Source organism: Levilactobacillus sp. LN180102 (assembly GCF_050106635.1).
GTDB classification, from domain to species: Bacteria; Bacillota; Bacilli; order Lactobacillales; family Lactobacillaceae; genus Levilactobacillus; species Levilactobacillus brevis.
The window spans coordinates 16,125-39,420 of record NZ_JBNIIX010000005.1; the positions used below are offsets into that span (position 1 = coordinate 16,125).

23 protein-coding genes are annotated in these 23,296 nt (G+C 45.4%); 14 read left to right on the forward strand and 9 right to left on the reverse strand.

All coding sequences use genetic code 11. From position 1 onward, the window contains the following. The first annotated feature begins 237 nt into the window (after nt 1–237). The gene (locus tag ACP4IT_RS04490; protein ID WP_426855187.1) at nt 238–657 is read left to right on the forward strand and encodes a hypothetical protein; all 420 of its coding nucleotides are present in this window, start codon (nt 238–240) and stop codon (nt 655–657) included. 112 nt (nt 658–769) lie between these two features. On the opposite strand, the gene ACP4IT_RS04495 is transcribed toward ACP4IT_RS04490, so the two are convergent. The 3 genes from ACP4IT_RS04495 to ACP4IT_RS04505 all read right to left on the reverse strand — a co-directional run bounded on the left by ACP4IT_RS04495 (nt 770) and on the right by ACP4IT_RS04505 (nt 3,165). After that, nucleotides 770–1,018 carry a hypothetical protein gene (locus tag ACP4IT_RS04495; RefSeq protein ID WP_011667109.1) on the reverse strand — a complete coding sequence of 83 codons (249 nt, stop codon included), beginning with the start codon at nt 1,016–1,018 and terminating at the stop codon, nt 770–772. Between the two features lie 91 nt (nt 1,019–1,109). Then, nucleotides 1,110–2,474 carry a sensor histidine kinase gene (locus ACP4IT_RS04500; RefSeq protein WP_426855189.1) on the reverse strand — a complete coding sequence of 455 codons (1,365 nt, stop codon included), beginning with the start codon at nt 2,472–2,474 and terminating at the stop codon, nt 1,110–1,112. Next, entirely contained in the window at nt 2,464–3,165 is a 702-nt protein-coding gene (locus tag ACP4IT_RS04505) for a response regulator transcription factor (protein WP_011667111.1), read from the reverse strand. The genes ACP4IT_RS04500 and ACP4IT_RS04505 overlap by 11 nt, the downstream gene beginning before the upstream one ends. 175 nt (nt 3,166–3,340) lie before the next feature. Here ACP4IT_RS04505 and ACP4IT_RS04510 point away from each other — a divergent pair, with 175 nt between their 5' ends. Then, complete coding sequence (locus ACP4IT_RS04510; protein ID WP_021742473.1) at nt 3,341–3,637, forward strand: hypothetical protein; 297 nt, start codon at nt 3,341–3,343, stop codon at nt 3,635–3,637. A gap of 208 nt (nt 3,638–3,845) precedes the next feature. Here ACP4IT_RS04510 and ACP4IT_RS04515 read toward each other — a convergent pair whose 3' ends face one another. Next, nucleotides 3,846–4,487: an SDR family oxidoreductase gene (locus ACP4IT_RS04515; RefSeq protein ID WP_011667113.1), complete on the reverse strand. Its 642-nt coding sequence runs from the start codon at nt 4,485–4,487 to the stop codon at nt 3,846–3,848. A gap of 339 nt (nt 4,488–4,826) precedes the next feature. On the opposite strand from ACP4IT_RS04515, the gene ACP4IT_RS04520 reads away from it, so the two are divergent. The 4 genes from ACP4IT_RS04520 to ACP4IT_RS04535 all read left to right on the forward strand — a co-directional run bounded on the left by ACP4IT_RS04520 (nt 4,827) and on the right by ACP4IT_RS04535 (nt 9,351). Beyond that, nucleotides 4,827–6,038 carry an NAD(P)/FAD-dependent oxidoreductase gene (locus tag ACP4IT_RS04520; protein WP_156646506.1) on the forward strand — a complete coding sequence of 404 codons (1,212 nt, stop codon included), beginning with the start codon at nt 4,827–4,829 and terminating at the stop codon, nt 6,036–6,038. 301 nt (nt 6,039–6,339) lie between these two features. After that, nucleotides 6,340–6,858: a methylated-DNA--[protein]-cysteine S-methyltransferase gene (locus tag ACP4IT_RS04525; protein WP_041815111.1), complete on the forward strand. Its 519-nt coding sequence runs from the start codon at nt 6,340–6,342 to the stop codon at nt 6,856–6,858. Between the two features lie 295 nt (nt 6,859–7,153). Then, the gene (locus ACP4IT_RS04530) at nt 7,154–7,720 is read left to right on the forward strand and encodes a TetR/AcrR family transcriptional regulator (protein ID WP_041815112.1); all 567 of its coding nucleotides are present in this window, start codon (nt 7,154–7,156) and stop codon (nt 7,718–7,720) included. A 215-nt stretch (nt 7,721–7,935) separates the two neighbouring features. After that, on the forward strand, nt 7,936–9,351 hold the full coding sequence (locus tag ACP4IT_RS04535) for an NAD-dependent succinate-semialdehyde dehydrogenase (protein WP_426855194.1): 1,416 nt from the start codon (nt 7,936–7,938) through the stop codon (nt 9,349–9,351). A 48-nt stretch (nt 9,352–9,399) separates the two neighbouring features. Here ACP4IT_RS04535 and ACP4IT_RS04540 read toward each other — a convergent pair whose 3' ends face one another. The 3 genes from ACP4IT_RS04540 to ACP4IT_RS04550 form a co-directional block, all read right to left on the reverse strand. Beyond that, nucleotides 9,400–10,158, reverse strand: a complete 759-nt coding sequence (locus ACP4IT_RS04540; protein ID WP_015473204.1) for an IclR family transcriptional regulator — start codon at nt 10,156–10,158, stop codon at nt 9,400–9,402. A gap of 123 nt (nt 10,159–10,281) precedes the next feature. Next, nucleotides 10,282–11,028 carry a sugar phosphate isomerase gene (locus ACP4IT_RS04545; RefSeq protein ID WP_156646504.1) on the reverse strand — a complete coding sequence of 249 codons (747 nt, stop codon included), beginning with the start codon at nt 11,026–11,028 and terminating at the stop codon, nt 10,282–10,284. Nucleotides 11,029–11,165: 137 nt separating this feature from the next. Continuing rightward, nucleotides 11,166–11,441: a hypothetical protein gene (locus ACP4IT_RS04550; RefSeq protein WP_024525809.1), complete on the reverse strand. Its 276-nt coding sequence runs from the start codon at nt 11,439–11,441 to the stop codon at nt 11,166–11,168. A 350-nt stretch (nt 11,442–11,791) separates the two neighbouring features. On the opposite strand from ACP4IT_RS04550, the gene kduI reads away from it, so the two are divergent. From kduI to ACP4IT_RS04575, 5 genes are all read left to right on the forward strand, one after another. Next, nucleotides 11,792–12,637 carry a 5-dehydro-4-deoxy-D-glucuronate isomerase gene (gene kduI / locus ACP4IT_RS04555; protein ID WP_043023314.1) on the forward strand — a complete coding sequence of 282 codons (846 nt, stop codon included), beginning with the start codon at nt 11,792–11,794 and terminating at the stop codon, nt 12,635–12,637. 19 nt (nt 12,638–12,656) lie between these two features. Continuing rightward, a complete protein-coding gene (kduD, locus tag ACP4IT_RS04560; RefSeq protein ID WP_015473208.1) occupies nt 12,657–13,472 on the forward strand; it encodes a 2-dehydro-3-deoxy-D-gluconate 5-dehydrogenase KduD in 816 nt (271 codons plus the stop codon). Between the two features lie 94 nt (nt 13,473–13,566). Then, the gene (locus ACP4IT_RS04565) at nt 13,567–14,574 is read left to right on the forward strand and encodes a 2-keto-3-deoxygluconate permease (protein ID WP_024525807.1); all 1,008 of its coding nucleotides are present in this window, start codon (nt 13,567–13,569) and stop codon (nt 14,572–14,574) included. Between the two features lie 29 nt (nt 14,575–14,603). Next, nucleotides 14,604–15,566 carry a sugar kinase gene (locus ACP4IT_RS04570; protein WP_082265132.1) on the forward strand — a complete coding sequence of 321 codons (963 nt, stop codon included), beginning with the start codon at nt 14,604–14,606 and terminating at the stop codon, nt 15,564–15,566. A gap of 17 nt (nt 15,567–15,583) precedes the next feature. Next, entirely contained in the window at nt 15,584–16,237 is a 654-nt protein-coding gene (locus ACP4IT_RS04575) for a bifunctional 2-keto-4-hydroxyglutarate aldolase/2-keto-3-deoxy-6-phosphogluconate aldolase (RefSeq protein ID WP_015473211.1), read from the forward strand. A 54-nt stretch (nt 16,238–16,291) separates the two neighbouring features. On the opposite strand, the gene ACP4IT_RS04580 is transcribed toward ACP4IT_RS04575, so the two are convergent. Continuing rightward, nucleotides 16,292–16,807 carry a hypothetical protein gene (locus ACP4IT_RS04580; protein ID WP_021742461.1) on the reverse strand — a complete coding sequence of 172 codons (516 nt, stop codon included), beginning with the start codon at nt 16,805–16,807 and terminating at the stop codon, nt 16,292–16,294. 238 nt (nt 16,808–17,045) lie between these two features. Here ACP4IT_RS04580 and ACP4IT_RS04585 point away from each other — a divergent pair, with 238 nt between their 5' ends. Further along, the gene (locus ACP4IT_RS04585) at nt 17,046–17,795 is read left to right on the forward strand and encodes a glucose 1-dehydrogenase (RefSeq protein WP_024525804.1); all 750 of its coding nucleotides are present in this window, start codon (nt 17,046–17,048) and stop codon (nt 17,793–17,795) included. 110 nt (nt 17,796–17,905) lie between these two features. Here ACP4IT_RS04585 and ACP4IT_RS04590 read toward each other — a convergent pair whose 3' ends face one another. After that, complete coding sequence (locus ACP4IT_RS04590) at nt 17,906–19,285, reverse strand: Nramp family divalent metal transporter (protein WP_011667125.1); 1,380 nt, start codon at nt 19,283–19,285, stop codon at nt 17,906–17,908. A 584-nt stretch (nt 19,286–19,869) separates the two neighbouring features. Between ACP4IT_RS04590 and ACP4IT_RS04595 the strand changes: the two genes are divergently transcribed. Together ACP4IT_RS04595 and ACP4IT_RS04600 are read left to right on the forward strand one after the other, a co-directional pair. After that, nucleotides 19,870–20,724 carry a DegV family protein gene (locus tag ACP4IT_RS04595; protein WP_047021320.1) on the forward strand — a complete coding sequence of 285 codons (855 nt, stop codon included), beginning with the start codon at nt 19,870–19,872 and terminating at the stop codon, nt 20,722–20,724. Nucleotides 20,725–21,820: 1,096 nt separating this feature from the next. Continuing rightward, complete coding sequence (locus ACP4IT_RS04600) at nt 21,821–23,230, forward strand: FAD-dependent oxidoreductase (protein ID WP_011667127.1); 1,410 nt, start codon at nt 21,821–21,823, stop codon at nt 23,228–23,230. Nucleotides 23,231–23,296: the final 66 nt, after the last annotated feature.

Here is a 23,296-nt window from a genome sequence, read left to right on the forward strand (position 1 = left end):
AAATTTTAAAGAGTCTAAACAGCACTTAGCTAAAAGTAAGGAGGCACTCTCGGATTTTGAGAATGCCTCCTTGCTTTTGCCTGTCACGTTTAATCAAAAATTAACGGTCGCTGGTTGACCGCGTTGGTAGCGCTACTATCCTAACCTTAGGGAGCAGCGTTATTTTATTTTAAATCGACTCGTGCTAAACTTCATGACCAAGCAAGGTCACTTAAGCAAAGAAACGAGGCGACTCACATGAAATTTGACTGGCGATATGCGTTTCATTCTTTTTGGTTTTTGATGGTACTCATGGTGTTGTTGAGTTTGACAACGGCTGTTGATCAAGTTCATGGCGTGCGAATTGCGCTAGGTGTAATTCTGGGGTTCCTGATTGTAGATAGTTTGTGGACGTGGCAGTATCCGTACTTCAATCGGTTAGACCGTCAAGGGGTGACCGCGTTGATTAACTTAGGTTTGTTTGTGGTGATTGCGGCCTTTACGTTAGCTCTCAAAACGGCGTGGTCTGCGAGTGTTTGGGGGTTTATGAGTTTTTGGCTGGCTAGTATTGGTGGGACGCTGGATGGCTACTTGGCACGACCCACTAAAGTCTTGGTTCACCAAACCCGCAGTGACTTACGCAAGAAGGCTGAAATTTTGCGAAATTCCACACATTAGGTGAAATTGTGGGGAGTCTGGGACAAACGTCTCGGACTCTTTTTGTGTATTAGCAAACAAGAAACGAGTCATAGCAGTCGCTATAACTCGTGGTTTATTAATTTTTATACGGTTATTCGGCGGCATAAGTCCAATCGTATGAGAGAAGTTGGTGGAATCGTTCACCGATTGGGACCCAGAGCTTGGCCTTGGCAATATTAGTAATCGATTCCCAAAACAAGGGGTCATGCCGTTCTTGGTCACTTAAGTTAATGTTGACGTACTTCCCAGCTTCCGTTTTTGCGATAACGTAGGGATAAAATACCTTCGTAATCCGGGCGGGAGTAATGGTATGAATTTGCGGGTTGTCATCAATCAGCATATTGAACGCTTCCTTTCACTTGATGAATTCAGTATACCGGCGAAATGCTCAGACAACCAGTGGTTTTAGTTAAGGATTAACTGAGAAATTCTTAGTTTTCGTTAGCGCTGGGTAAACTAATGATAAAACAAGCACCATGTGGCGGATTATCCGTGATGGTAATTGTCCCCTTACTAAGCCGAACGAGCTGTGCAACGATGGCTAAGCCTAAGCCACTGCCTTCGATCTTATTGGAACGGGATTCATCGACGCGATAAAAGCGTTCAAAGATATGGGGGCGATCGGCAGTTGAGATTCCTGGGCCGTGGTCAGCAACACTGAGTGTGACGTGCTGGGCTTGTTTTGCAACCGTGACGTCAATGGATTGGTCGGGAGCACCATACTTGTGGGCACTGTCGAGCAGGGCTGTCAGTACTTGATGGAGTATGTCAGTATCGGCTAAGACCATTGTCGGGGTTGCGGGTCCATCATAGGTGATGGGCTGGTCAATCAACGGCTGATAATGGGCGATAACGGATTGGACCAGGGGATCAATATCGACGGGATGCAGGCTGATCTCCGCTCGGTCTGCCCGTGACAAGTGTAGGAGGTTTTCGATCAAGTGTTGCATGCGTAATGACTCCTGATCGATAAATCCCAGCGATTCGGGAATAATTTCGGGATGTTGTTTTCCGCGGCGTTCAATTAATTTAAGGTTACCCCGAATCGTGGCGATGGGGGTCCGGAGTTCATGGGAAGCGTCTGAAATGAATTGACGTTCACGTTGTAGCCGGCCATTTTGTGCGGCGAGGAGTTGATTGAAGTCGCTAGCCAGTTGACCAATCTCCACGGGTTCACTTGGCTGTGGCAGTTCTGGCTGGGTAGCTTCGGAATTAGCCGCGGCTTGTTTGGCTACCTGGGCTAGTGTGAGTGTCGGGGCACTCAAGCGCTTGGCCAGTCGGCGAACGTAGAGTAGGCCGATCAGCAAACTGAGTCCGATCGCGATAATCAAGACAGAAATTAAGACGTGAAGGTTGCCGATTAAAACGTGCATGCCGATAAACAAGGCGTAAGTCCGGCTACCAGTTCTTAAAGTTTCCGAGAAGAACAGGCCCCAGCCTTTAATATAGACTAAATGGGTAAAGGGAACGGACCACGTGTTGGCTTTGGCTAGTTGTTGCGCATGGGGGAGTAATGAAGTCGTGGTGCCGTTGGCGTTCTTAATCAACACAAACGTATTATGGGAATTTAGGCCACTGCTCCGGTTAATGGTTAGCCAATCTTTAAAGTTGCTCACTTGGGTCGTCTGAAGACTAGCACTAAGCTTGGCCGCCTGGTCCTGTGCCCGCACAAGCTGGTCGATAGTTAAGGTGATACTGACGGTGATGACGATGATGACCCCAATCGTTAGTAACAGACTAGTGATAGAATGACGGATAATGTCGGCATAAGTTCGCGGTGGGGTTTTAGTGCTCATGGGCCTCATCTTCTTTCAGGCTGTAGCCAACACCGCGAACGGTGTGAAATAAATGTGGGGCGGCAGCTACGTCAATTTTATTTCTTAAATAACCAATATAAACGTCAACAACATTTTGTTGGCCGAGAAAGTCGACGCCCCAGACGTTATCGAGCAACTCGTCACGGGTGAAGACCTGACCGGGATGCTGCATGAGAAATAACAATAGATCGTATTCACGCTGAGTGAGTTGAATGGTGTCCCCGGCACGATCGACTTGGCGCGTCTTGGTCACTAAGGTTAAATCACCCAAATGATAGGTTTGATCGAGGCCACTTTGGTGGGCCGTTCGTCGTTGAATCACGCGAATACGGGCTAGTAGTTCTTCGATTTCAAAGGGCTTAGTAATGTAGTCATCGGCACCATTGTCGAGACCGGTCACCTTATCGCCCAGGTAATCTCGAGCAGTCATCATAATGACAGGTAACTCATCGTGTTTGCGAATCCGGCGTAAGACTTCCATCCCATCCATTTTAGGCAGCATCCAGTCGAGTAAAACCAATAATAGGCGATCTTTTTTCTGCTGATAGATTTCCCAGGCGGCAGCACCGTCAGTGGCTGTTAGAACGTCAAAGTCTTCAAACGTTAATTCTTTGGCTACATAACTAGCGAGACCCTCTTCGTCTTCAACTAATAGAATGGTGTTCTTCATGTAGGTTGCTCCTTAGTGTGACGTGATTTGTTGGCATAATACCATAATTTGGCAAGTGAAAAATAAGAAATTCATAGATAAAGCTTAACGTCATTTCAAGATTGTTTGGCGTTGTGATGGTATAACTAGATTATCGAATGACAACAGCTAATCCAAAATTTGAGGAGTGGTTAAAATGACTAAAGTGAAAGCAATGGTGACCAAAATGATGTTAGGCGCGATGACGGTAGCAACGTTGATGGCAACCTCCGCAGGGGCTTCTGCCGCAACAGTGACGTCTAATGTGACGGCACCAGAAATGGCGGTAGCAACGACGGTTAAGCTGGACACACACGCTAATACCGAGATTCAACCGACTAAGATTCATTTGAAGCGGGTAACTACCAAAGCCATTTCTAATCAAGTACAAACGGCCGTAGACGCAAGTGCGTTGAATTTGGATCAACAGCATCGCGATCGGCAACTAAAGTAAGCATACCGAATCAAGCTTAACGGCAACCAAACAGAATAGAAGCTAATTGACCAGTAGTGGCGAGACCGCTACTGATTTTTTAGTTAGATTTATTTTAGCATAATGGTAGTGCTGTTAACGGACTATTAAAAATGGTACCCTCAGAAATTAACTATCTGAGGGTACCATTTTTCCTGTCAGTCATACACGTTTATATGCGAATAAGCGACTAACGTAAGGCCTCGGCAACAGGCGTGTTACCATTGACTAGTTCAATAATTTGTTTAGGTTGGGGATGCTTGACCACGGCAACCACGGCAGCGGCGACATCACGACGGGTGATCTTTTTCGTGTCACTGGTGGCGGGATCTAATGAGATCTGACCGGTTGGGGCATCGTTGGTTAAAGCGCCTGGACGCAAAATAGTGTAATCTAAGTCTGTTCGGTGGCGTAACCACTGGTCGGCATAGTATTTGGCAACGTAATATGGTCGAATACCGGATTGATTCCAGAAAGCGCGATCGTCCGTTCCGAGCGCGCTAATGAGAATGAAGCGTTTGATATCAGCCAATTCAGTGGCGTGCATAGCCTTGACAGCGCCATCCAAATCAATATTGAGCGTCATGTCATCACCGGTACTGCCACCAGAGCCAGCAGCAAAAACGACCGTATCAACACCGGCCATAGCGGGCACCATATCTTCAGCGGTCCCTAACAGATCAATGGTCCGTGGTTGACCACCAAGTTGCGTGATCGTATCGGCTTGTTCAGCGTTGCGAATACCGCCATAGACGGTTTCCCCAGTTGCTGCGAGTTGCTTAACGATGTGTTGGCCAACTTGACCATGGGCGCCAATAATTAATGTTGTCATCCAAAAAGCCTCCTATACAAAAATAACTTTACTAACCCATACGATAACGGTTTTTAAAAATAAAGTCAGCTATTGTGACTTAATCAGCCTGAGACGTTGTTAAATCGGCAATTAAATTGTGTGCAGTTGTCTTGTGAAAAAGATTACGATGCTTTCAGACTGGTTTTTCACCCGATAAGCCGTATAATAGAAGTAAATCATCTCTAGCAATTAGTTCACCCACTAGTTCCGATGGGGGGAGTGGTGGTGCTTAGCCGAAATTGTAACCGGTTAACTGGTTAAACGGTTGCGAACTAATTGAACGTGAGAAGAACTTTATTAGAAAAGGGGTCGTTTATTATGGCAACGATTTTAGTTCTCGGTGGCGGTTATGCAGGCATGCGGGCCATCAAGTTCTTACAGCGGGAGGTTCCAAGTGACGATCAGATTATTCTGGTCGACAAGACGAGCACGCACACGGAAAAAACCAATTTACACGAGGTGGCCGCAGGAACAATTGCACCTGATCGGATCACTTATGAAATTAATGATGTTATTGGCAAGCGGGTCACATTTATTCAAGATGAAGTGACTAATGTGGACGTGGACAGCAAGCAGGTTACACTGGTCGATCATGATCCAATCACGTATGATTATCTAATCCTGGCGTTAGGCTTTCAATCCGAAACCTTTGGCTTAAAGGGTGCGGTTGAAAATGCCTTGCCAATGGATGACTTGCAGACGTCAGAGACGGTTTATCAACATATTGAAGCCAAGGCTAAGGGTTATGCTGAAAGTCAAGATCCGAATGACTTAACGATCGCAGTGTGTGGGGCCGGCTTTACGGGAATTGAACTGTTGGGTGAATTAAGCCAATCGTTACCAAAGCTCCAAACGCGGTACAATACGCCGGCATTTAAAGTTATCTGCTTAGAAATGGGTAAGACCATTTTGCCAATGTTTGATAAATCCTTGGCAGATTACGCCATGAAATTTATGGCAAAGCACAATATCGAAATGAAGTTAGGCGCAGCCATTACGGAAATCAAACCGGGGGCAGTGGTCTACAAGGACAAGAACACGGATGATGAACAGGAGCATGAAGTTGCTGCTAATACCATTGTCTGGACGGTGGGGGTCAGTGGCTCACACGTGATGGCTGATTCTGGTTTTGAACAACGACGAAACCGGGTAGTGGTCAAGGACGATTTGAGTCTAGAAGGCCATCCAGAAGTTTACGTGATTGGTGACGTTGCCGCAGTGATGGACCCGCAAAGTAATCGACCATATCCAACGACTGCCCAGATTGCACTGGCTTGTGGGGCGCATGCGGCCAAGAACATTGGCCTGATGTTACGTGGTCATGAGACCCGTCCATTTGTTTACAAATCCAGCGGTACGGTTGCTTCCTTGAGCGATCGTGACGGGATTGGTGAAATCTTCAGTAGCAATAAAAAGGTGCACGGTTACCTAGCCTCAGCCTTGAAGAAGGTCATTACCGACCGTTCACTGATGGAAAGTGCGCACTTGAGCACGACGTTAGCTAAAGGCCGTTTCGATCTGTATCACTAAAAAAACTAACAGAATAGAAGCAATATCGATACGATTAATTGTAAAGATCAGCCCCTCGAAATCAAACAGATTTTCGAGGGGCTTTTTGGTGTTTAATTAGGAGGAGATTTGTGATGGTCTTTAGCACCGATAGAGGGGGATACTGAACTCAATAATTAATGATGGTCGGGCAGTTTATAATCTGTACACGGTCGGCAAACAGGCTTATTACGCGTAGTTGAGATTAATTTACGCTTACGGTTTGATTTTGTTCCAGTGGCGGTTTAATGGTAAAATACAGAGAAAAAGGGGGGGGAGCGGGATGCTACAAAAGCAATTAACGACGCCACTAGGGCCAGTTACCGCGATGTCAGATGGGCTATCCTTGATGGGCCTGTGGTTTACCGATCAAAAGTATTATGGTAGCACCTTGCCTAAACTAACGGTTATTAGTGACCGACCGATTTTTACCCGGGTGCAAACGTGGCTGGATGCCTATTTTGCGGGTGATCAGCCAGCCATTGATTTTCCAGTCCGTCCACAGGGAACGCCGTTTCGCCAAGCGGTCTGGCAGCAATTACGGGAAATTCCTTATGGTACGGTGCTGACTTATGGTCAGTTAGCGACCCAACTTAGCGAGCAGTTAGGCCACTTTGTCGGGGGCCAAGCTATTGGCGGGGCAGTTGGACATAATCCGATTAGTCTAGTGATTCCCTGTCATCGGGTAGTGGCGAGCGATGGGGCATTAACGGGGTATGCCGGCGGCTTGGACCGTAAGCGAGCGCTGTTGCAATTAGAAGGCAGCTTAGCGGCTGGTTATGAGCAAGTTCCGCTGGCTTAAGGAAAAATATTAAGTTTGGGAAATAATAATTAATTGTGTGCAAAACTATGGCACAATTTTGGGGCTAATTGTGCTATAATCAAGGCTGTTCAAGGGCCGATAAAGACGATTATCAACATGCATAATCGGTCAATGATTAAACGAGTTTTTTCACAAAAGGGGTTTCTTCTCTCGCTGAAACGCGTATAATTTTAGTCAGCTTAGGACGTTAGTTAAGATTACTAGCTTCTGGGGGGAAACTAGTGGTTTTTAACGCTAAATATACGATGGTGTATGAATGATTGGAGGTATCACGATGGCTGCATCAGAAACTAAGGAGCGGATTGCGGAGGCCTTGGCTTCGTTGCTGAACCACAATACGTTTGATAAGATCACGGTTCGTGAAATTGCGGACGAGGCTGAAGTTCATCGAAAGACGTTTTATTACTATTTCGCCGATAAGTATGAACTACTGGCATTTGTATACGAGCACTTCATAGTGGAGTCACCTCGACGCGAACAACCAGTTGCCTTGACCTTAGAGAATTGGCGTCCAGCAGTAATTCAATTACTGGAACGGATCGCTGATAATTCAAAGATTTTCTTAAATGCTTACCCTTATGATGATGGGGTTTGGCGGCAATCAACGAATGAATTTGTGGCAGCACGATTATCCATTTTGCTTCACGCAATGCCAGAGTATCGTTATTTAAAAGAAGATGTGATTGAAACGTCGGCAGAGTTTATTGCTGCTGGGGCGTTAGGCATCATTAATAAATGGGCCAATGATAACTTCACGGCGAGTCCGCGGACGGTCTTGGACCAAATTACCACCGCTAATCGATTATTCAATGGTATTTTGGACCGTTGGAAGTTAAGTTAGTCAAAACGAGTTGTCAGGAAACTGACAACTTTTTTTGTGGTTTATTTTTGCCAAAATGCAACCGGTTGAAAACGGTTAAATAAGCTAGTTTCACTAATTATTTGAACTAATTATCACAAACAAAACGGTGGTATTTGGGCGATTTGACTAGTATAGTCATGTCTGTAAGGGGCATCTTGTGAAACTGGCGGGCCCCATTAAGGAGGAAATAAACGATGGCATATCAAACGACCAATCCTTATACGAATGAAGTGGTAAAGACCTATGAAAATGCGACCGCTGACGAGATTGAAGCGAGTCTGGCACAAGCACAAAAACTTTATAAACAATGGCGTAATGACCCAGTTAGCAGTCGGATTCCCGTGTTGCGGAAATTAGCACAAATTTTCCGCGATGAAACGGACGATCTGGCGAAAGTGTTGACCACAGAGATGGGCAAACTATTCGTTGAAGCGCAGGGTGAAGTCCAATTATGTGCGATGATTGCGGACTACTACGCAGAGCACGCTGAAGATTTATTAAAACCACGGAAAATTGAGTCAATTTCCGGTGACGCACAGCTTGAGAATCATCCGTTGGGTGTATTGATGGCCATCGAGCCATGGAATTTCCCATACTACCAAATGATGCGGATCTTCGCGCCTAACTTTGCGGTTGGCGATCCGATTGTGTATAAGCATGCGGCAATCACGCCAGCTGCGGCTTTGGCGTTTGAAGACGCAGTCAAGCGCGCTGGTGCGCCGGCCGGTGCGCTAAAGAACTTGTTCTTATCCTATGATCAAGTATCAACGGTGGTGGCTGATAAACGGGTTCAAGGTGTCGCTTTAACCGGTTCAGAACGTGGTGGTGTTGCCGTAGCCGAAGAGGCTGGTAAGCATTTGAAAAAGACAACAATGGAGCTTGGTGGGGTAGATGCGTTCATCGTCGCTCACGATGCCAATATGGACGATGTTAAGGCAATTGCGCCTCGGGCACGGTTATATAATGCTGGGCAAGTCTGCACGTCATCTAAGCGCTTTATCGTTACCGCTAACCACTATGATGAATTCCTAGAATCCTTAAAGGCAGCCTTTGCTTCCGTTAAGATGGGTGACCCGATGGATCCCAAAACAACCTTGGCGCCGATGAATTCACGTAAGGCAAAAGAAAAGTTACAGAAGCAAGTTGATGAGGCATTGACGAACGGTGCAACCGCCTATTACGTTCATGAACCGATTGACAGTGACGGGCAATTCTTTATGCCAACGATTTTGACGGACATCACCAAAGATAACCCCGCCTATGGTAAAGAAATGTTTGGACCGGTCGCCCAGGTCTACAAGGTCGCTGATGATGACGAAGCAGTGGCTTTGGCAAATGATGCGGACTACGGCTTAGGTGGCATTGTCTTTGCGGGTAGTGCAGAAGCTGGTGCTGAATTGGCTTCACGAATTGAAACAGGCATGGTCTTTGTCAATACGTTCTTCAGTTCCTTACCAGAACTAGAATTTGGCGGTGTGAAGAGATCTGGTTTTGGCCGCGAATTGGGTCAGACGGGGATCTCCAGCTTTGTTAACCAAGAGTTAGTGGTTAAACGTGAGCATCCTAATGATAATGAAGCCGGCGGATTAGTTCTGCCACATAAGTTTTAGCGAGTAAAAAAGCCGCTAGCATAAAAGTGCTGGCGGCTTTTTTTGACGTTATAGGGATTGCACAATACTGGCCTGCGCGATTTTAGCAAGGTCAATAAAAGTGGCTTGCCGCTCTGGCGACATGCGATATTTCGGTGTGGTGATTGAAAAGGCGCCATATAGGTGATTAGCCTTGACTAAGGCAAATCCAATACAATACACGTCGGGTTCGTTTTCCTCATTATCAATCGAGTAACCGCGTTGACGAATACGCGTGAGATCTTGTTTCAAAGCAGTCTCTGACGTAATCGTATTGGGACCAATCTGTTGTAGTGGTCGTACCTGATCTAAATAATCCGCGAGCGCACTGTCATCCAGAGTTGCAAGCATCGCTTTACCCATGGAAGAAGAATAAAGGTTCATACTACCGCCGATATGTGATTTGAGATTGACACTTTGGGGGCTTTCGTACTTTTCCACTAGCGTTACTTGATGATGGGCAATGACCCCCAAGTTAATGGTTTCTGAAGTCTGATCGCGTAATTTTGAAAGGGGACCACGAGCCATATCACGAATATCGAAATCTTCGGCAACCCGTTGACCATAGCGAAAAAGTTCCATGCCTAACTGATAGTTTTTACCATCGCCAGTTCGGGTAACGAACCCGAGAACATCCAGGGTCGTTAAAATCTTTAACACCGTCGAGCTGGTCATATCGATCCCCTGACTGATTTCTTTCAAAGTGGGATTAGTTTCTGATTGTGCAATAAAGTCCATGATTTCTTTTGCCCGTACAAGGACCGTACCATATAATTTGGTTTCTGGCATACTGGTTCACTCCATAATTTCCGAATAAGAAATGCTTATGACCTAATATTACGCATTTTGCGATTAAAAGTAAATGGAAGCGTTATGAAGACGCTAGAAGTGCCAAAATTGGTGAGCCGAGCGCTAGTGATAATCGCTCAGAAGCGCAATACCATGTTGGATTTCAGTAGTTGTAGCCGGATACTCTAAGGCGACGGGAACATCATTTGGTAGCTTTTGAAGTGCCTGCTGCCAGTCGATAATACCACGGTCTAAGGCAACCACCGTGGCTGCACCCGATGATTTAAGTTGAACATTTTTAACGTGGATATAGCGGGTAAATTCGCTGAGCTTATCGGCCACGACCAACTCGTCTTCATTAACGAATCGCCAGTTACCTAAGTCAAAAACAAATTGAATATTAACACCAGCGGCGTTGGCGGCAGTTAGGAAAGTGAGAATATTTTGAGAACTTCCGTTAGCAATTGTCTGGTCATTTTCAACGTTAAATTCAACTTCTGAGTTAGCATAGGGGGATAAAGCCGTTGTTAGATCACCAGTAAATGCTGCAAAATGACCAATATTCATTTTGAGGGCGTGAACCCCCATGGCTTGGGCCTCAGCAAAATATGTAGGGAGATTGGGGTTAAGTGTCCCAGCGGAATCAAAGATTTTTTCCGGAACACTATAAAATAACGTTAAGTGGTTTTCGCGGACAAAGTCCTTAATTGCAGGCGCCTCTTTGAGTGGATCAGAGAAAAATTCGCGGCGAACCTCTGCTTGGGCAATTCCCAAATGAACGATCCGTTGTAGCATGTTAAGTTGTGATTCGCCAGCCAGGTGCTGTTGGTTAAAAACGAGTGTATTGAGAACAATCTGTTGTTTATTCATGAAAAACACCTCCACTTTTTTAAAAGCACGCTTATCGTAATCGCTTACAATTCAATCTGTCAAATTAAAAAAGCACTGATTAACCATCAATTGTGAAGCCAATCATTGATGAGATCAGTGTTTTTGTGTCGGAAAAATTATTTTTTTAAGGGACTAAAGTCCGAGCGTTGTGAAACCAACCGTAGAAATTCTTTCATCGACAGGTCTTCGACTTTCTTACTGGCATCATCGAGGAATTCGCTAGCTTCAGATGTATTGAATTGTTCAATTAAAACATAGGCAGTTAAGTATGCGAATAGCTGTTCTTTTGCCTTAGTCTGCATATTTGCCTTGGATACGTCACCTTTACTGATTGAGTCAACAAAGTGATAGGCAAATTCCTGCGGGTCAATGTGAATCTTTTTTGAATTCATCGTATTATCTCCTAACGTCTTAGCTCTGTAAGTATTACAGCAATTATCGGCTAGGTCAATATTGCCAGATGGTGCACAAAATGCCATCGCATTATTAATGCCGTGCTTGGCGGCTTTCAATTGTTCGGAGTGACTCAAAAAAATTAATTTGTAATGTGTTGAGCGATAGGAAATGATATGTCCAATAAAGAAAAAATAAAGTATGGACTAAACCCTGCTACAACGGGATTCTTGAAAACGTTTTCTAAAAACATGCTAGTTGGCCCTTGATTTTTTTGCTGAAGGGGCATATATTGAAATTGTCAAAAAGGAAATATGATTTCTAAATAAGAAAACCGGAGGGAACACACATGGCATTTAATATGGTAACGAAATATGCACATAGTCCTAAGGATATTGATCATTACAATACGGATGAATTACGTGATCAGTTCTTAATGGAAAAGATTTTTAATCCGGGTGATATCTTACTGACCTATACTTATAACGACCGGATGATCTTTGGTGGTGTGACGCCAACCGATCAACCACTTGAAATCAAATTAGATAAAGAGCTAGGGGTTAAGTACTTCTTAGAACGTCGTGAACTGGGCTTCATCAATATCGGTGGTGATGGTAAAGTCACGATTGACGGTCATGAAGATACAATCGCCCCCCATGATGGCTATTACATTAGCATGGGAACTAAAGAAATTAAGTTTGAGTCCGTGGATGCTGAGAATCCAGCCAAGTTTTATGTCGTATCGACACCAGCCCACCGTGCTTATCCCACGAAGAAATTGGCGTATAAAGACTCGATTGCGATGCCAATGGGTGATCAAGAGCATATGAACAAGCGGACCATTCATAAGTATATCGACGCCTCCATTATGGATACCTGCCAGTTACAAATGGGATACACCGTATTGGAACCAGGGAACTCTTGGAATACGATGCCAGCGCACACCCATGCTCGGCGAATGGAAACGTACCTCTACATTGAATTTGGCGCTGACGATACTCGAGTTGCCCACTTCATGGGAACGCCAGAAAATACCAAGCACATTTGGTTGGAACCAGAGCAAGCCGTTGTTAACCCAAGTTACTCGATTCACTGTGGGGTTGGGACAACGAACTATGCCTTCATTTGGGCAATGTGTGGTGAAAACCAGACTTACGATGATATGGATGCGGTTGATATGCATCAGTTACGTTAACTAAAGGAGGAATGTCGTTATGGCACAGTCCCGTGAAGAGATTGAACATAATCAAGAATCATTGAATCAGTTCAAAATGGATTGGTTTAGCTTGGTTGGTAAAGTGGCGATTATTTCCGGTGGGAACACTGGTCTGGGCCAAGGTTATGCGGTTGCGATGGCTGAAGCTGGGGCTGACATATTTATCCCGACTTTTGGTAAAGAAGGTTGGGATGATACGCGGGCATTAATTGAGAAGCGTGGGCGTAAGGTTGAATTCATGCAAGCAGATTTGACGGAAGATGGCATTGCTGAAAAGGTTGTCGCCAAGGCGATGGACGTCTTCGGTCATATTGATATTTTGGTTAACAACGCTGGGATGATTAAGCGTAACCCAATCCTAGAATCCAAGGATAAGGATTGGGATCAGGTAATCGCGATTAACCTGTCGGCAGTTTATCATATGTCATTGGCGGCTTCTAAAGAGTTCGCGAAGCAAAAATCCGGCAAGATTATCAATATTGGGTCCATGTTATCGTTCCAAGGTGGGAAATTCATTCCATCTTATACAGCGGCTAAGCATGGTGTTGCTGGTCTGACTAAGGCGTTTGCGAGCGAAATGGCAGCCTATAACGTTCAGGTTAATGCGATTGCCCCCGGTTATATTAAAACCGCAAATACGGCACCAATTCGTGCAGACAAGGCCCGTAATGATGAAATTTTGGGTCGGATTGCTGCCGGTCACTGGGGTGAACCTTACGAACTAATGGGTATTTCAGTTTATCTGGCAAGCAACGCGGCTAACTATATCAATGGTGCCATTATCCCGGTTGATGGGGGCTACTTAGTTCGTTAACAACTAAAAAATGGATGCAGAGCATTGACTCTGTATTTATTTTTGCCAAATTTGTGAAAAATCTTTCAAAAAATGAAATGTGCAGGTAGATATGATGAAAATCAAAAAGAATATTGAAAAAATACCTGGTGGCATGATGGTTGTTCCGCTGGTCATTGGCGCAATTATTCACACTATCTGGCCAAAAGCAGATGTTGCCCTAACTGGGGTGACCGGATCGTATATGGTTGGCACGTCGGTCATTCTCTTTATTTTCTTCTTTGCAGTTGGCACAAATATTAACTTGAAATCTTCTGGGAAAATTGCGGCCAAAGGGGTCACGCTTCTTCTTGGTAAAGTCATTCTAGCCGCTTTAATTGCGGTGGGATTAAATATGATTTTGCCTAAGGAAGGGGTGACTACCGGGGTCTTTACCGGATTGTCAGTGCTGGCCGTCTTGGCCGCTTTCAACGCTTCTAATGGTGGGCTGTATGTCGCTTTAATGACGACAATTCCTAATCGAGATGTTGATGTCGCGGCTTATCCCTTCTTCAGCATTCAATCGGGGCCCTTCTTTACGATGATTACTTTGGGGCTAGCTGGTATTGGCGCATTTCCCTGGCCGGCATTGGTCTCAACGTTAGTCCCATTTGTGTTAGGCATGATTGTTGGTGGGTTAGATCACGACATGCGCGACCTGTTTAGTCCCCTCCAAGGCGGACTGGTTCCATTCTTTGCCTTCACCATTGGGTATAGTTTGAACCTAGACATGATTTTACAATCAGGTTTAGTGGGCATTCTTGTAGGGGTCTTGGTCGTCTTTGTTTCCGGATACGTTTTATACTTACTCGATCGTTACGTCGTTCGATCAGATGGTTTGGCTGGCTGGGCCGCCTCATCGACTGCTGGCGCCGCTGTGTCGGTTCCTATCGTGATTGCCCAGATGAATCCGGCGTTTAAATCAACGGCGGGTTCCGCAACGGCTATTGTTGCGACCAGCGTGTTAGTTTCAGCTATTCTGACACCAATTGTGACCATGTGGTATTACCGTCGATTAGTCAAAAAGGGCAAGGTTACCGTGGCGCACTCAGCAGCGGCGCAGACCCCAACCCCAGCTAAATAGTAAATTTGAGGTAAGGAAAGTGATGAATTATGGCTGAATTTTTAACGATTGGTGAACCAATGGCCGTCTTCGCGGCTGAGGACCTAGATGCTAACCTAGTTGACGCCCAGTGCTTTCATAAGTTCTTAGCGGGTGCTGAGTTGAACGTGGCCATTGGCGTTTCCCGGTTAGGCCATTCCGTCGATTACATTTCCGCGGTGGGGGCTGATCCATTTGGCCAATATATTACGAAGGCGATTGCCAAAGCAGGTATCAACACGCGGTATCTCAGCCAGAGTAACCATTTTTGGACGGGATTTTACTTGAAACAACGGGTCAGTCAAGGCGACCCAGCAACATATTATTTTCGTAAAAATTCGGCCGCAGCTAACTTTGATCAGAAGAACTTGGATCGCATTGATTTTACCGGCGTCAAGGTGGCTCATCTATCGGGCATCTTTGCGGCACTATCAGCCAATGACTTGACCGTTTTGAAGGACTTAACGCAACGATTGCTGGCACGACAGATCTTGGTCACGTTTGATCCCAATTTACGACCGGCATTATGGGCCAGTCGCCAACAAATGATTGATACAACCAATGAGTTGGCCCGACAAGCGAATATCGTTATGCCGGGAATTGGTGAAGGTGAAATCTTGATGGGGTCGCGTGATCCTAATGAAATTGCGGACTTTTATCTGCAACAGAGTGACGTGACTCAAGCCGTGATTGTGAAGCTGGGGCCTGACGGTGCGTTGATTAAGCAACGTGATGGCCACCAAGAAGTGGTTACGGGCTTCCATGTGGCTTCCGTCGTCGATACGGTTGGGGCCGGGGATGGCTTTGCCGTGGGGCTAATTTCTAGTTTGATTGAGGGTCACACACTGTCCGAGTCCGTGAAACGTGGTTGTGCCATTGGCGCCTTGGCGGTTACGTCACCAGGAGATAACGATGGGTATCCAACGCCGCGTGAATTGGCCCAATTTTATGCAGCCCAGGCGGCATTAAGTTAGCAGAAGGAGATTATCTAATGAAACGAGCGGAATTATTAAATAAAATGATTGATACCGGTGTGATTGCGGTTATTCGTGCAGAGACCCCCACTAAGGCCGTGAAAGTGGCGGATGCGGTCATTGCCGGTGGCGTTACGGGATTGGAGTTAACGTATAGTGTGCCCCATGCTGATACCGTTATTGGTGAGTTGGTCGACAAGTATGCTGGAAGCGCAGTCGTTGTTGGTGCCGGGACGGTGTTAGATGCCACCTCCGCCCGGTTAGCGATTATTGCTGGTGCGCAATTCATTGTCAGTCCCACGTTTGATAAAGATGTGGCTCTGATGTGCAACCTTTACCAAGTGCCGTATGTTCCCGGAACGTATACGATTACGGAAGCTCAAACGGCTTTGAAGTTTGGGTCTGAAGTGGTGAAATTATTCCCAGGCGCCATGGCTGGCACGATGGCGATTAAAGAGTACCACGGGCCATTCCCATACTTGAATGTGATGCCATCGGGTGGCGTCAATGTCCAAAATATGGAAGATTGGTTTGCTGCGGGGGCCGCAGTGGTTGGTGCTGGCGGGGGCCTCACTGCCCCAGCGGCCGATGATGACTTTGCGGGTGTCACCAGAAATGCCAAAGAATATATGGATGAGTACAACCGAATTAAATCGGTACAGCTGGTCTAGGTAAGAAGCACACGGGCAATCGTGTGCTTTTTTCTATGATTACCGATTGAAGCACTACTGAATGATCTGGGAGATACTGTTGTACTTGTCTTCCCAGTTCAAAGTCCAATGATCTTTGTATGAAATAGATAGGAGAAATTTGAGCAGATCGGCTTTTTTAGGATCGTCTAAGAAGAGATAGGATTGTGGGACAACGAAATTTGAAAATTCATTCAGTAAGTGCTTACGTGGTATCTTTGGGAAAGATACGGCAGACTTTATTGGAATAATAAAGCCAGAATTATTGTCGCTAAAGTAATCGTGTATTTCGGTATAGTCATCATTTTGAAGCAAGCTACCAATAGTTGCTAAATTGCTAGCATTTGAAATAATTGGGGCGTCACAGTCAATGAAAAGTTCGATGCCGCCGTTGGGGCCTGTTGTGCAGACGAATGCCTGGAATGCGTCTTTGAAAAAACGCTTTCGGTACTCGATTATTTTGGTCTGATTCATAATAGCGCTGACGTACTCTGGGTGTAATGAGATTAGAAGTGTTCGGTTTAATGGTGTATATATCTCCTCTATGTCCATGAGGGTGGCCTCCCTTAATAGCTGGTTAATAGTGTTTTTATCAATAATATCATTTTACGGTGGGATAGGTAGACAACGCTTAGTTGACTGCAATTGCTTAGCAAGGGACGGTTAGCGAACGGGCTGTTCAATCCTATTGGAGTGAAACCTGCTATATTCGACAATCAAGGCAAATTCTTTCATTTTCTCACCGCAATGTGATACCCTGAACAAGAATGAATTGAAAGGGTGATAGATGATGACAGATCGTTTGAAAGATAAAGTGGCAATTATTACCGGCGGCGTTGCTGGTATTGGGTTAGGCATCGCTGAATGTTATGTGCGTGAAGGCGCTAAAGTTGTGGTAACCGCTAACCATAATGTGGATGGCGGGCATGCGGCCGTTGCCAAGTTTGGTGACGATGTCAGTCTGTTTGTTCAACAGGATGTGTCCAAAGAAGCTGACTGGCAAAAGGTGATTGATGCCACCATTGCCAAATTTGGCCGGGTGGATATTCTCGTGAACAATGCCGGAATTGGTGGCGTTAATACGGCTATTGAGGACTTGGACTTAGCTGATTGGCAGAAGGTCATTGACGTCAACTTGACGGCTAACTTCTTGGGCGAAAAGGCCGCCATTAAGGCAATGAAGCAGACGGCAGATGCCAAAGGTTCCATCATCAATGTGTCTTCTGTCGCGGGCTTAGTTGGTTTGCCGATGGCCCCAGCGTACTCTGCTAGTAAAGGGGGGAGTCGCTTGTTAACTCACGCGACGGCCCTGAACCTGGCGCAACGGGGCATTGACATTCGGGTTAACTCGGTTCATCCCGGGTGGATTGATACTTCGATTGTACCGGAAGCCGCTCGTCAACAGATTATTGCGACGATTCCAGTTGGTCACATGGGGCAACCACAAGATATCGGTGAAGTTTGTGTTTACCTTGGTAGCGATGAATCACGATTTGCCAACGGTGCCGAATTTACGGTTGACGGTGGTCAACGCGCTTAATTAAATATCTAAAAAATGGGATGATTTAGTCGATAGTCGACTAGATCATCCCATTTGTCATACCCTGGATGGTATAAAAAAAGTCCAACCAGAATGGCTGGACTCATAAGCTATTGAACGATGTGTAAGGTATTTAAAATCAGATAAATATTTAGAATAATTAAGATGACCGCAATAATCCAACCGAGGATCTTACTCCAAGTTCGGTTTGCAAACTCACCCATCAGCTTCTTACTGCTGGTAAAGATAACGAGTGGAATCATCGCAAATGGTAACGCAATACTCAAGAACACTTGAGAGAAGGTCAGTAGGTCTTCAATCTTGGCTTCATTACCGTGGTAAATAATGGCAAAGATAATCACGGGGGTTACGGAGAGTAGCCGGGTGATTAACCGTTGAGCCCATAGTGGCATCTTCAGGTTAATGAACCCTTCCATGATGATTTGACCAGCCAGGGTTCCCGTGATGGTCGAGCTTTGTCCAGACGATAGCAAGGCTAACGCGAACAGCATACTCAGCATGGGACTGGCAATGGCACCGACAATTTGACTGTCGCTTAAGGCGTTGAACAAGTCGACGAATCGACCTAAGTCACTGTTGGTACCGAAGAATAGGGCTGCCCCTAAGATTAATAGCAAGCTATTAACGACGAAAGCTAGTGTTAGTTGAATGTTTGAATCAATCGTCGTGAATTTAATTGCTTGGGCCACACTCTTGCGATTCTTGCGGTCGAAGCTTCGCGTTTGCGAAATTGAAGACCCCAAGTACAAGTCATGCGGCATGACGGTCGCCCCAACAATCCCGAGTGACAGGTAGAGCATACCGTGGTTGGTAACTACCGTGCTGGATGGCAAGTAGCCCTTAAGCACTTCACCCATGTGTGGCTGAGCCAGAATGACTTCATATAAGAAGACAAAGAGAATCACGGCGACTAATGTTGCCACAATGGCTTCAATTTTGCGGAAACCGAGTTTCATTAAGACCAATAGGACTAAGACATCCATCGCGGTAATGATAATCCCGACAATTAACGGGAACCCGAACAGGAGCTTTAACGCGATGGCCGACCCAATAATTTCAGCAATATCGGTGGCCATAATTGCCAGCTCAGTAATAATCCATAATGCAAAGCCGGTGCGCTTACCCGTATGTTCCCGGGTGAGTTGCGCCAAATCCTTACCAGTGACAATCCCCAGTCGGGCAGACATGGCTTGTAGTAGCATGGCAACTAAACTAGAGAGCAGGACCACGGTCAGCAAAGTGTACTTATACTGAGCCCCACCGGCAATTGACGTAATCCAGTTACCAGGGTCCATATAACCCACGGCAATTAAAGCACCGGGTCCAGTGTAGGCCATCAGTGTGCGCCAAAATCCGGCGTTTTGGGGGACCTCTACAGTCCCATTGACTTCATCTAAACTCTTTTGACCGCTACCGGTTGATTCGATCATATGGTGCTTGGTTTTCGTATCGGTTTCATGATTTTTCATAAAATCCCTCTTTTCTATTGGCTTAGAAATTCAGGTTGTCGAGTGACATCTGCCTTTCCGGGTAAACGCGAGTCAACGTTGGCATTGTTAGTGCGAATAATGGCAAAAAAACCGTGACCAACGCTCAGTGCGCGTTTTAATTCCACCCGTAAGTATAGGCTATTTTGCCGTAAAGTCAACCACACTGGTAATAATTTTTGGCTTACCAAAAATATTTTTATATGAAAAGATGATCTCTTAGATTGGCTAGTGAAGTTTAGGCTAGTACTTGAGAAAAGTGTGGTGCCGTTTCCATGTTTGGTAGATCAACTTTAGTATTTGGAACCCAGCTACGCCTTAAAGATAGTTACTAAACAAATTCATTGTTTTAACGTTATGATTCAATTCGATTTCGCTAAAATGGGGATAATAAAAATTTTCAGATGATTAGGGATCGCTAGGGGGCGGTCGCTCATGGCTTAGACGCTAATCAAAGAATTATTTTCTAGTATGAACAATAGATCATCTAGTTTTCAAAACCAGATGATTGCGTTATAATATCCTCAACATCAAAAACCGTTACTAGGAGAAATGAGGTAACTACTATGAAAACAGAAAAAATCGCTATCCTAGTGGATTCGTGTTCAGACGTTCCCGCTGAGGTTCTTGAGGCAGCCGACATGGCTCTGATGCCCATGAATGTAGTCTTTCGTGATCGCGTATATGAAGACCGGGTTACGATTACCCCAACCGAATTTTACCGGCGACAGGCTACAGAGAAGGCCACAACGGCGAGTCCCACTGGCAAACGGATTTTAGATGCCCTAGAACGGATTCAGGCGTCGGGGTATACACATGTGATTGCGGTCTGTATCTCGGCTGCATTGTCGGGAACGTATCAGGAGACGCAACTCTTAGCTGAGGATTCACCACTTACTGTGCACGTGGTGAATACGCGTAGTGTCGGGATCGGCAGTGGATTTGCGGCTATTTACGCGGCTGAATTGCGCGAACAGGGGAAAACCTTTGAACAGATTGTAGCGGAGGTTGAGCGGGTGACAGCGCAAACGAAAGTGTTCTTCTATGTCCCTAGCCTGAAGTATCTGCAAGCTGGTGGTCGAATTGGACGTGTAGCTGGTATGGCTGGGACATTGTTGAATGTTAAGCCCATCATTTCTTGCGATCCTGAAGGCGTTTATTACCCGATTGCGAAGGTTCGGGGAGAAAAGCGAACCATTACTAAATTACTAGATTTAGTGGCAACAACAATTGGAACAGCTAAGCGGGTGAATGTGGCTGTCTGTGACGGTGCGGACCCTGAGTTACGCCAGGCGGTTCTGGAAAAACTCCAAGCGGCCCACCCCAATGTCTTAAAGTGGTACGCAGGTGATGTTTCTCCGGCCCTAGGGGTGCACACCGGTCCTGGGTTGATTGGCGTTGGTATTCAGATACTGGACTAATAAAAAAGCCACGATAAGGTCGTGGCTTGAGGGGGTTACGAGCAGGAATCAAGTACTTTGGGGGAGTGCATTAGACTGCTCGCAAATAAGTGTATTATGAATTGAGTCAACATCGCTAATGGCAAGCGTTGGTTACCACTAACTTGCTTGTAGTGTACCTCCTAACTGAATTAGGTGCAATTGATTGGTTTTATAAATTTAATGATAATAAACATGGCCCGCAATCGTGTGATTATCTGACCATTAAAGCAACTAAGCATGGGGCATTAGTAAACGCGAAGATAGCTACAGAACCGGGCCTGCTACCTAGCCAGTTACCGGGATCGTCTGCAAGTTAGGACTCAGCAGATGGTTGCATAAAAGTTAAGCAACTGGCGACACAAACAACTGATTGACGGACAATGAGTAATCAGTATAAAACGCATGACAGCTAGCTTTCTTGAGATCAGTCATGCGTTTTTTGACATAGAAAGGGCCCTGAGTAACATGCGGATTACTCAGGGCCTTATTAGGAATCTGTTAATAAATCACTTGTTTTGGGGGGAGTGCATCTATAGACAGTGATTCCTATCATCTATCACAGTGCTTAAGGTCAGAACGTATCACGAACTAACTACCGGTATCATAGTCGCTTCCCTTCTAATGCACAAGCAAATTGTAACTCTTTACTAAAAATGGCTAGAGGAATTAGCTGACGAGTTCGGCTACCAATGAACCTAAGGTCAAATACACGAAAATGGGGCTAAATTGGGATTTACCAAGGGAAGTCACTTGCAGATAATTAAGCTAAGATCATGAGAAAAAACATAACTCATATAAGTTATAGGCTTAGACAGTTGTGCACTAACGGAATTAAACCATTCAAGTGGCAGGGCCCAATTCGCTAGACTGATGCAATCTGTCACAATTGGGCTGACGATTAACATGATCAAATATACACAAAAACATTAGTGCCAATTGCACGAATTATAGCCATTTTAATAAAAGTGTGAGTAAAACGGCTGTGCTGCGCTATTTTTTAAGACAAAGTCATTTATCTTTCACTAACTTTCAAGTAGACTAACCATAGAATTGTTTTTCATACAGGAGGGTAAACATGAAAGTCATCATTGTTGGTAGTACACACGCTGGTACTAATGCAGCGTTACAAATTTTACGCGATCATCCGGAAACCGACGTGACTATTTATGAGCGACATGATAACGTGTCGTTCTTGTCTTGTGGGATTTCTCTATTCTTGGATGGTCAGGTTAAGCATCTCGAGGACATGTTCTATTCTTCACCTGAGCAGTTGGAAGCGGCCGGTGCGAAGGTATTAACCCGGCGCAATGTCATCAAGATCGATTCGGCAGAGAAGACGGTTGATGTCGTAAATATGGAAAACGGTGACGTTTCAACGGACACTTACGACAAACTGATTATGGCAACGGGGTCAACGGTGACAGTTCCCCCAATCTTCGGTATTGATGAAGATAAGGTCATGCTATGCAAGAACTATGAACAAGCAGTAGCGATTAATGAAGCGGCTAAAGGGAACAAACGAATTGCCATTATTGGTGCAGGGTATATTGGAACGGAATTGGCAGAAAGCTATGCTCGGACGGGTCACGACGTCCAATTATTTCAATCCCGCGATATTATCTTGAACCATTATGTTGATAAGAGCTTATCTGATCGGATTGTAGATATGCTTAAAAAACAGGGCGTTCAGGTGTCGTTGAATCACCGAGTCACTTCATTTACGGGTAATGATAATGGCGAATTGGTGATTGAAACGAATGACGGCGACTACGTAGCTGATTTAGCAGTTGTCTGCACGGGTTTTGTTCCTAACACGGAATTACTGCGAGGACAAGTTGAAATGGACCGTCACGGGGCCATCATTATTAACGATTATGTCCAAACGTCTAATCCAGATATTTTTGCTTGTGGGGATGCGAGTGTTGTTAACTTTAACCCAACTGGCAAGCCAGCTTACACACCATTGGCAACCAATGCGGTTCGGCAAGGGATGTTAGCCGGGATCAATGTTTTTGGCAACATTCAACGGTATATGGGGACCCAAGCGACTTCAGCGATGAACATCTTCGGTCACACGTTGGCCTCAACGGGACTCACGATTGATCATGCCAAAGAAGCCGGAATGGATGCCGACCAAGTCACGTTTGAAGGAACTTGGCGGCCAACTTATATGCCAACGACAGATGACTTGACGATTAATTTGGTTTATAACCGGCAAAATCGTCGGATTCTAGGCGCTCAACTCTTCAGTGAGCATGAAGTGGCGCAATCGGCTAATGCGATTTCGATTGCAATTCAAAATCGCAATACGATTGATGATTTAGCATTCGTTGATATGCTATTCAACCCAAACTTTGATGATCCATTTAACTACTTGAATTTAGTTGCACAACAGGCAGTTGAAAAGGAAGTTAAGCGAGGGAATAACCACCCACGCTTAACGGCTGGGATTGATCCAGATTCAGAAGCAACGGAAACGGATTAAAATGAATAAAGTCGGCTGGCGTGTGAATGCCGGCCTTTTTTTAGTTTAAAAAGAGTGACAGAAAAT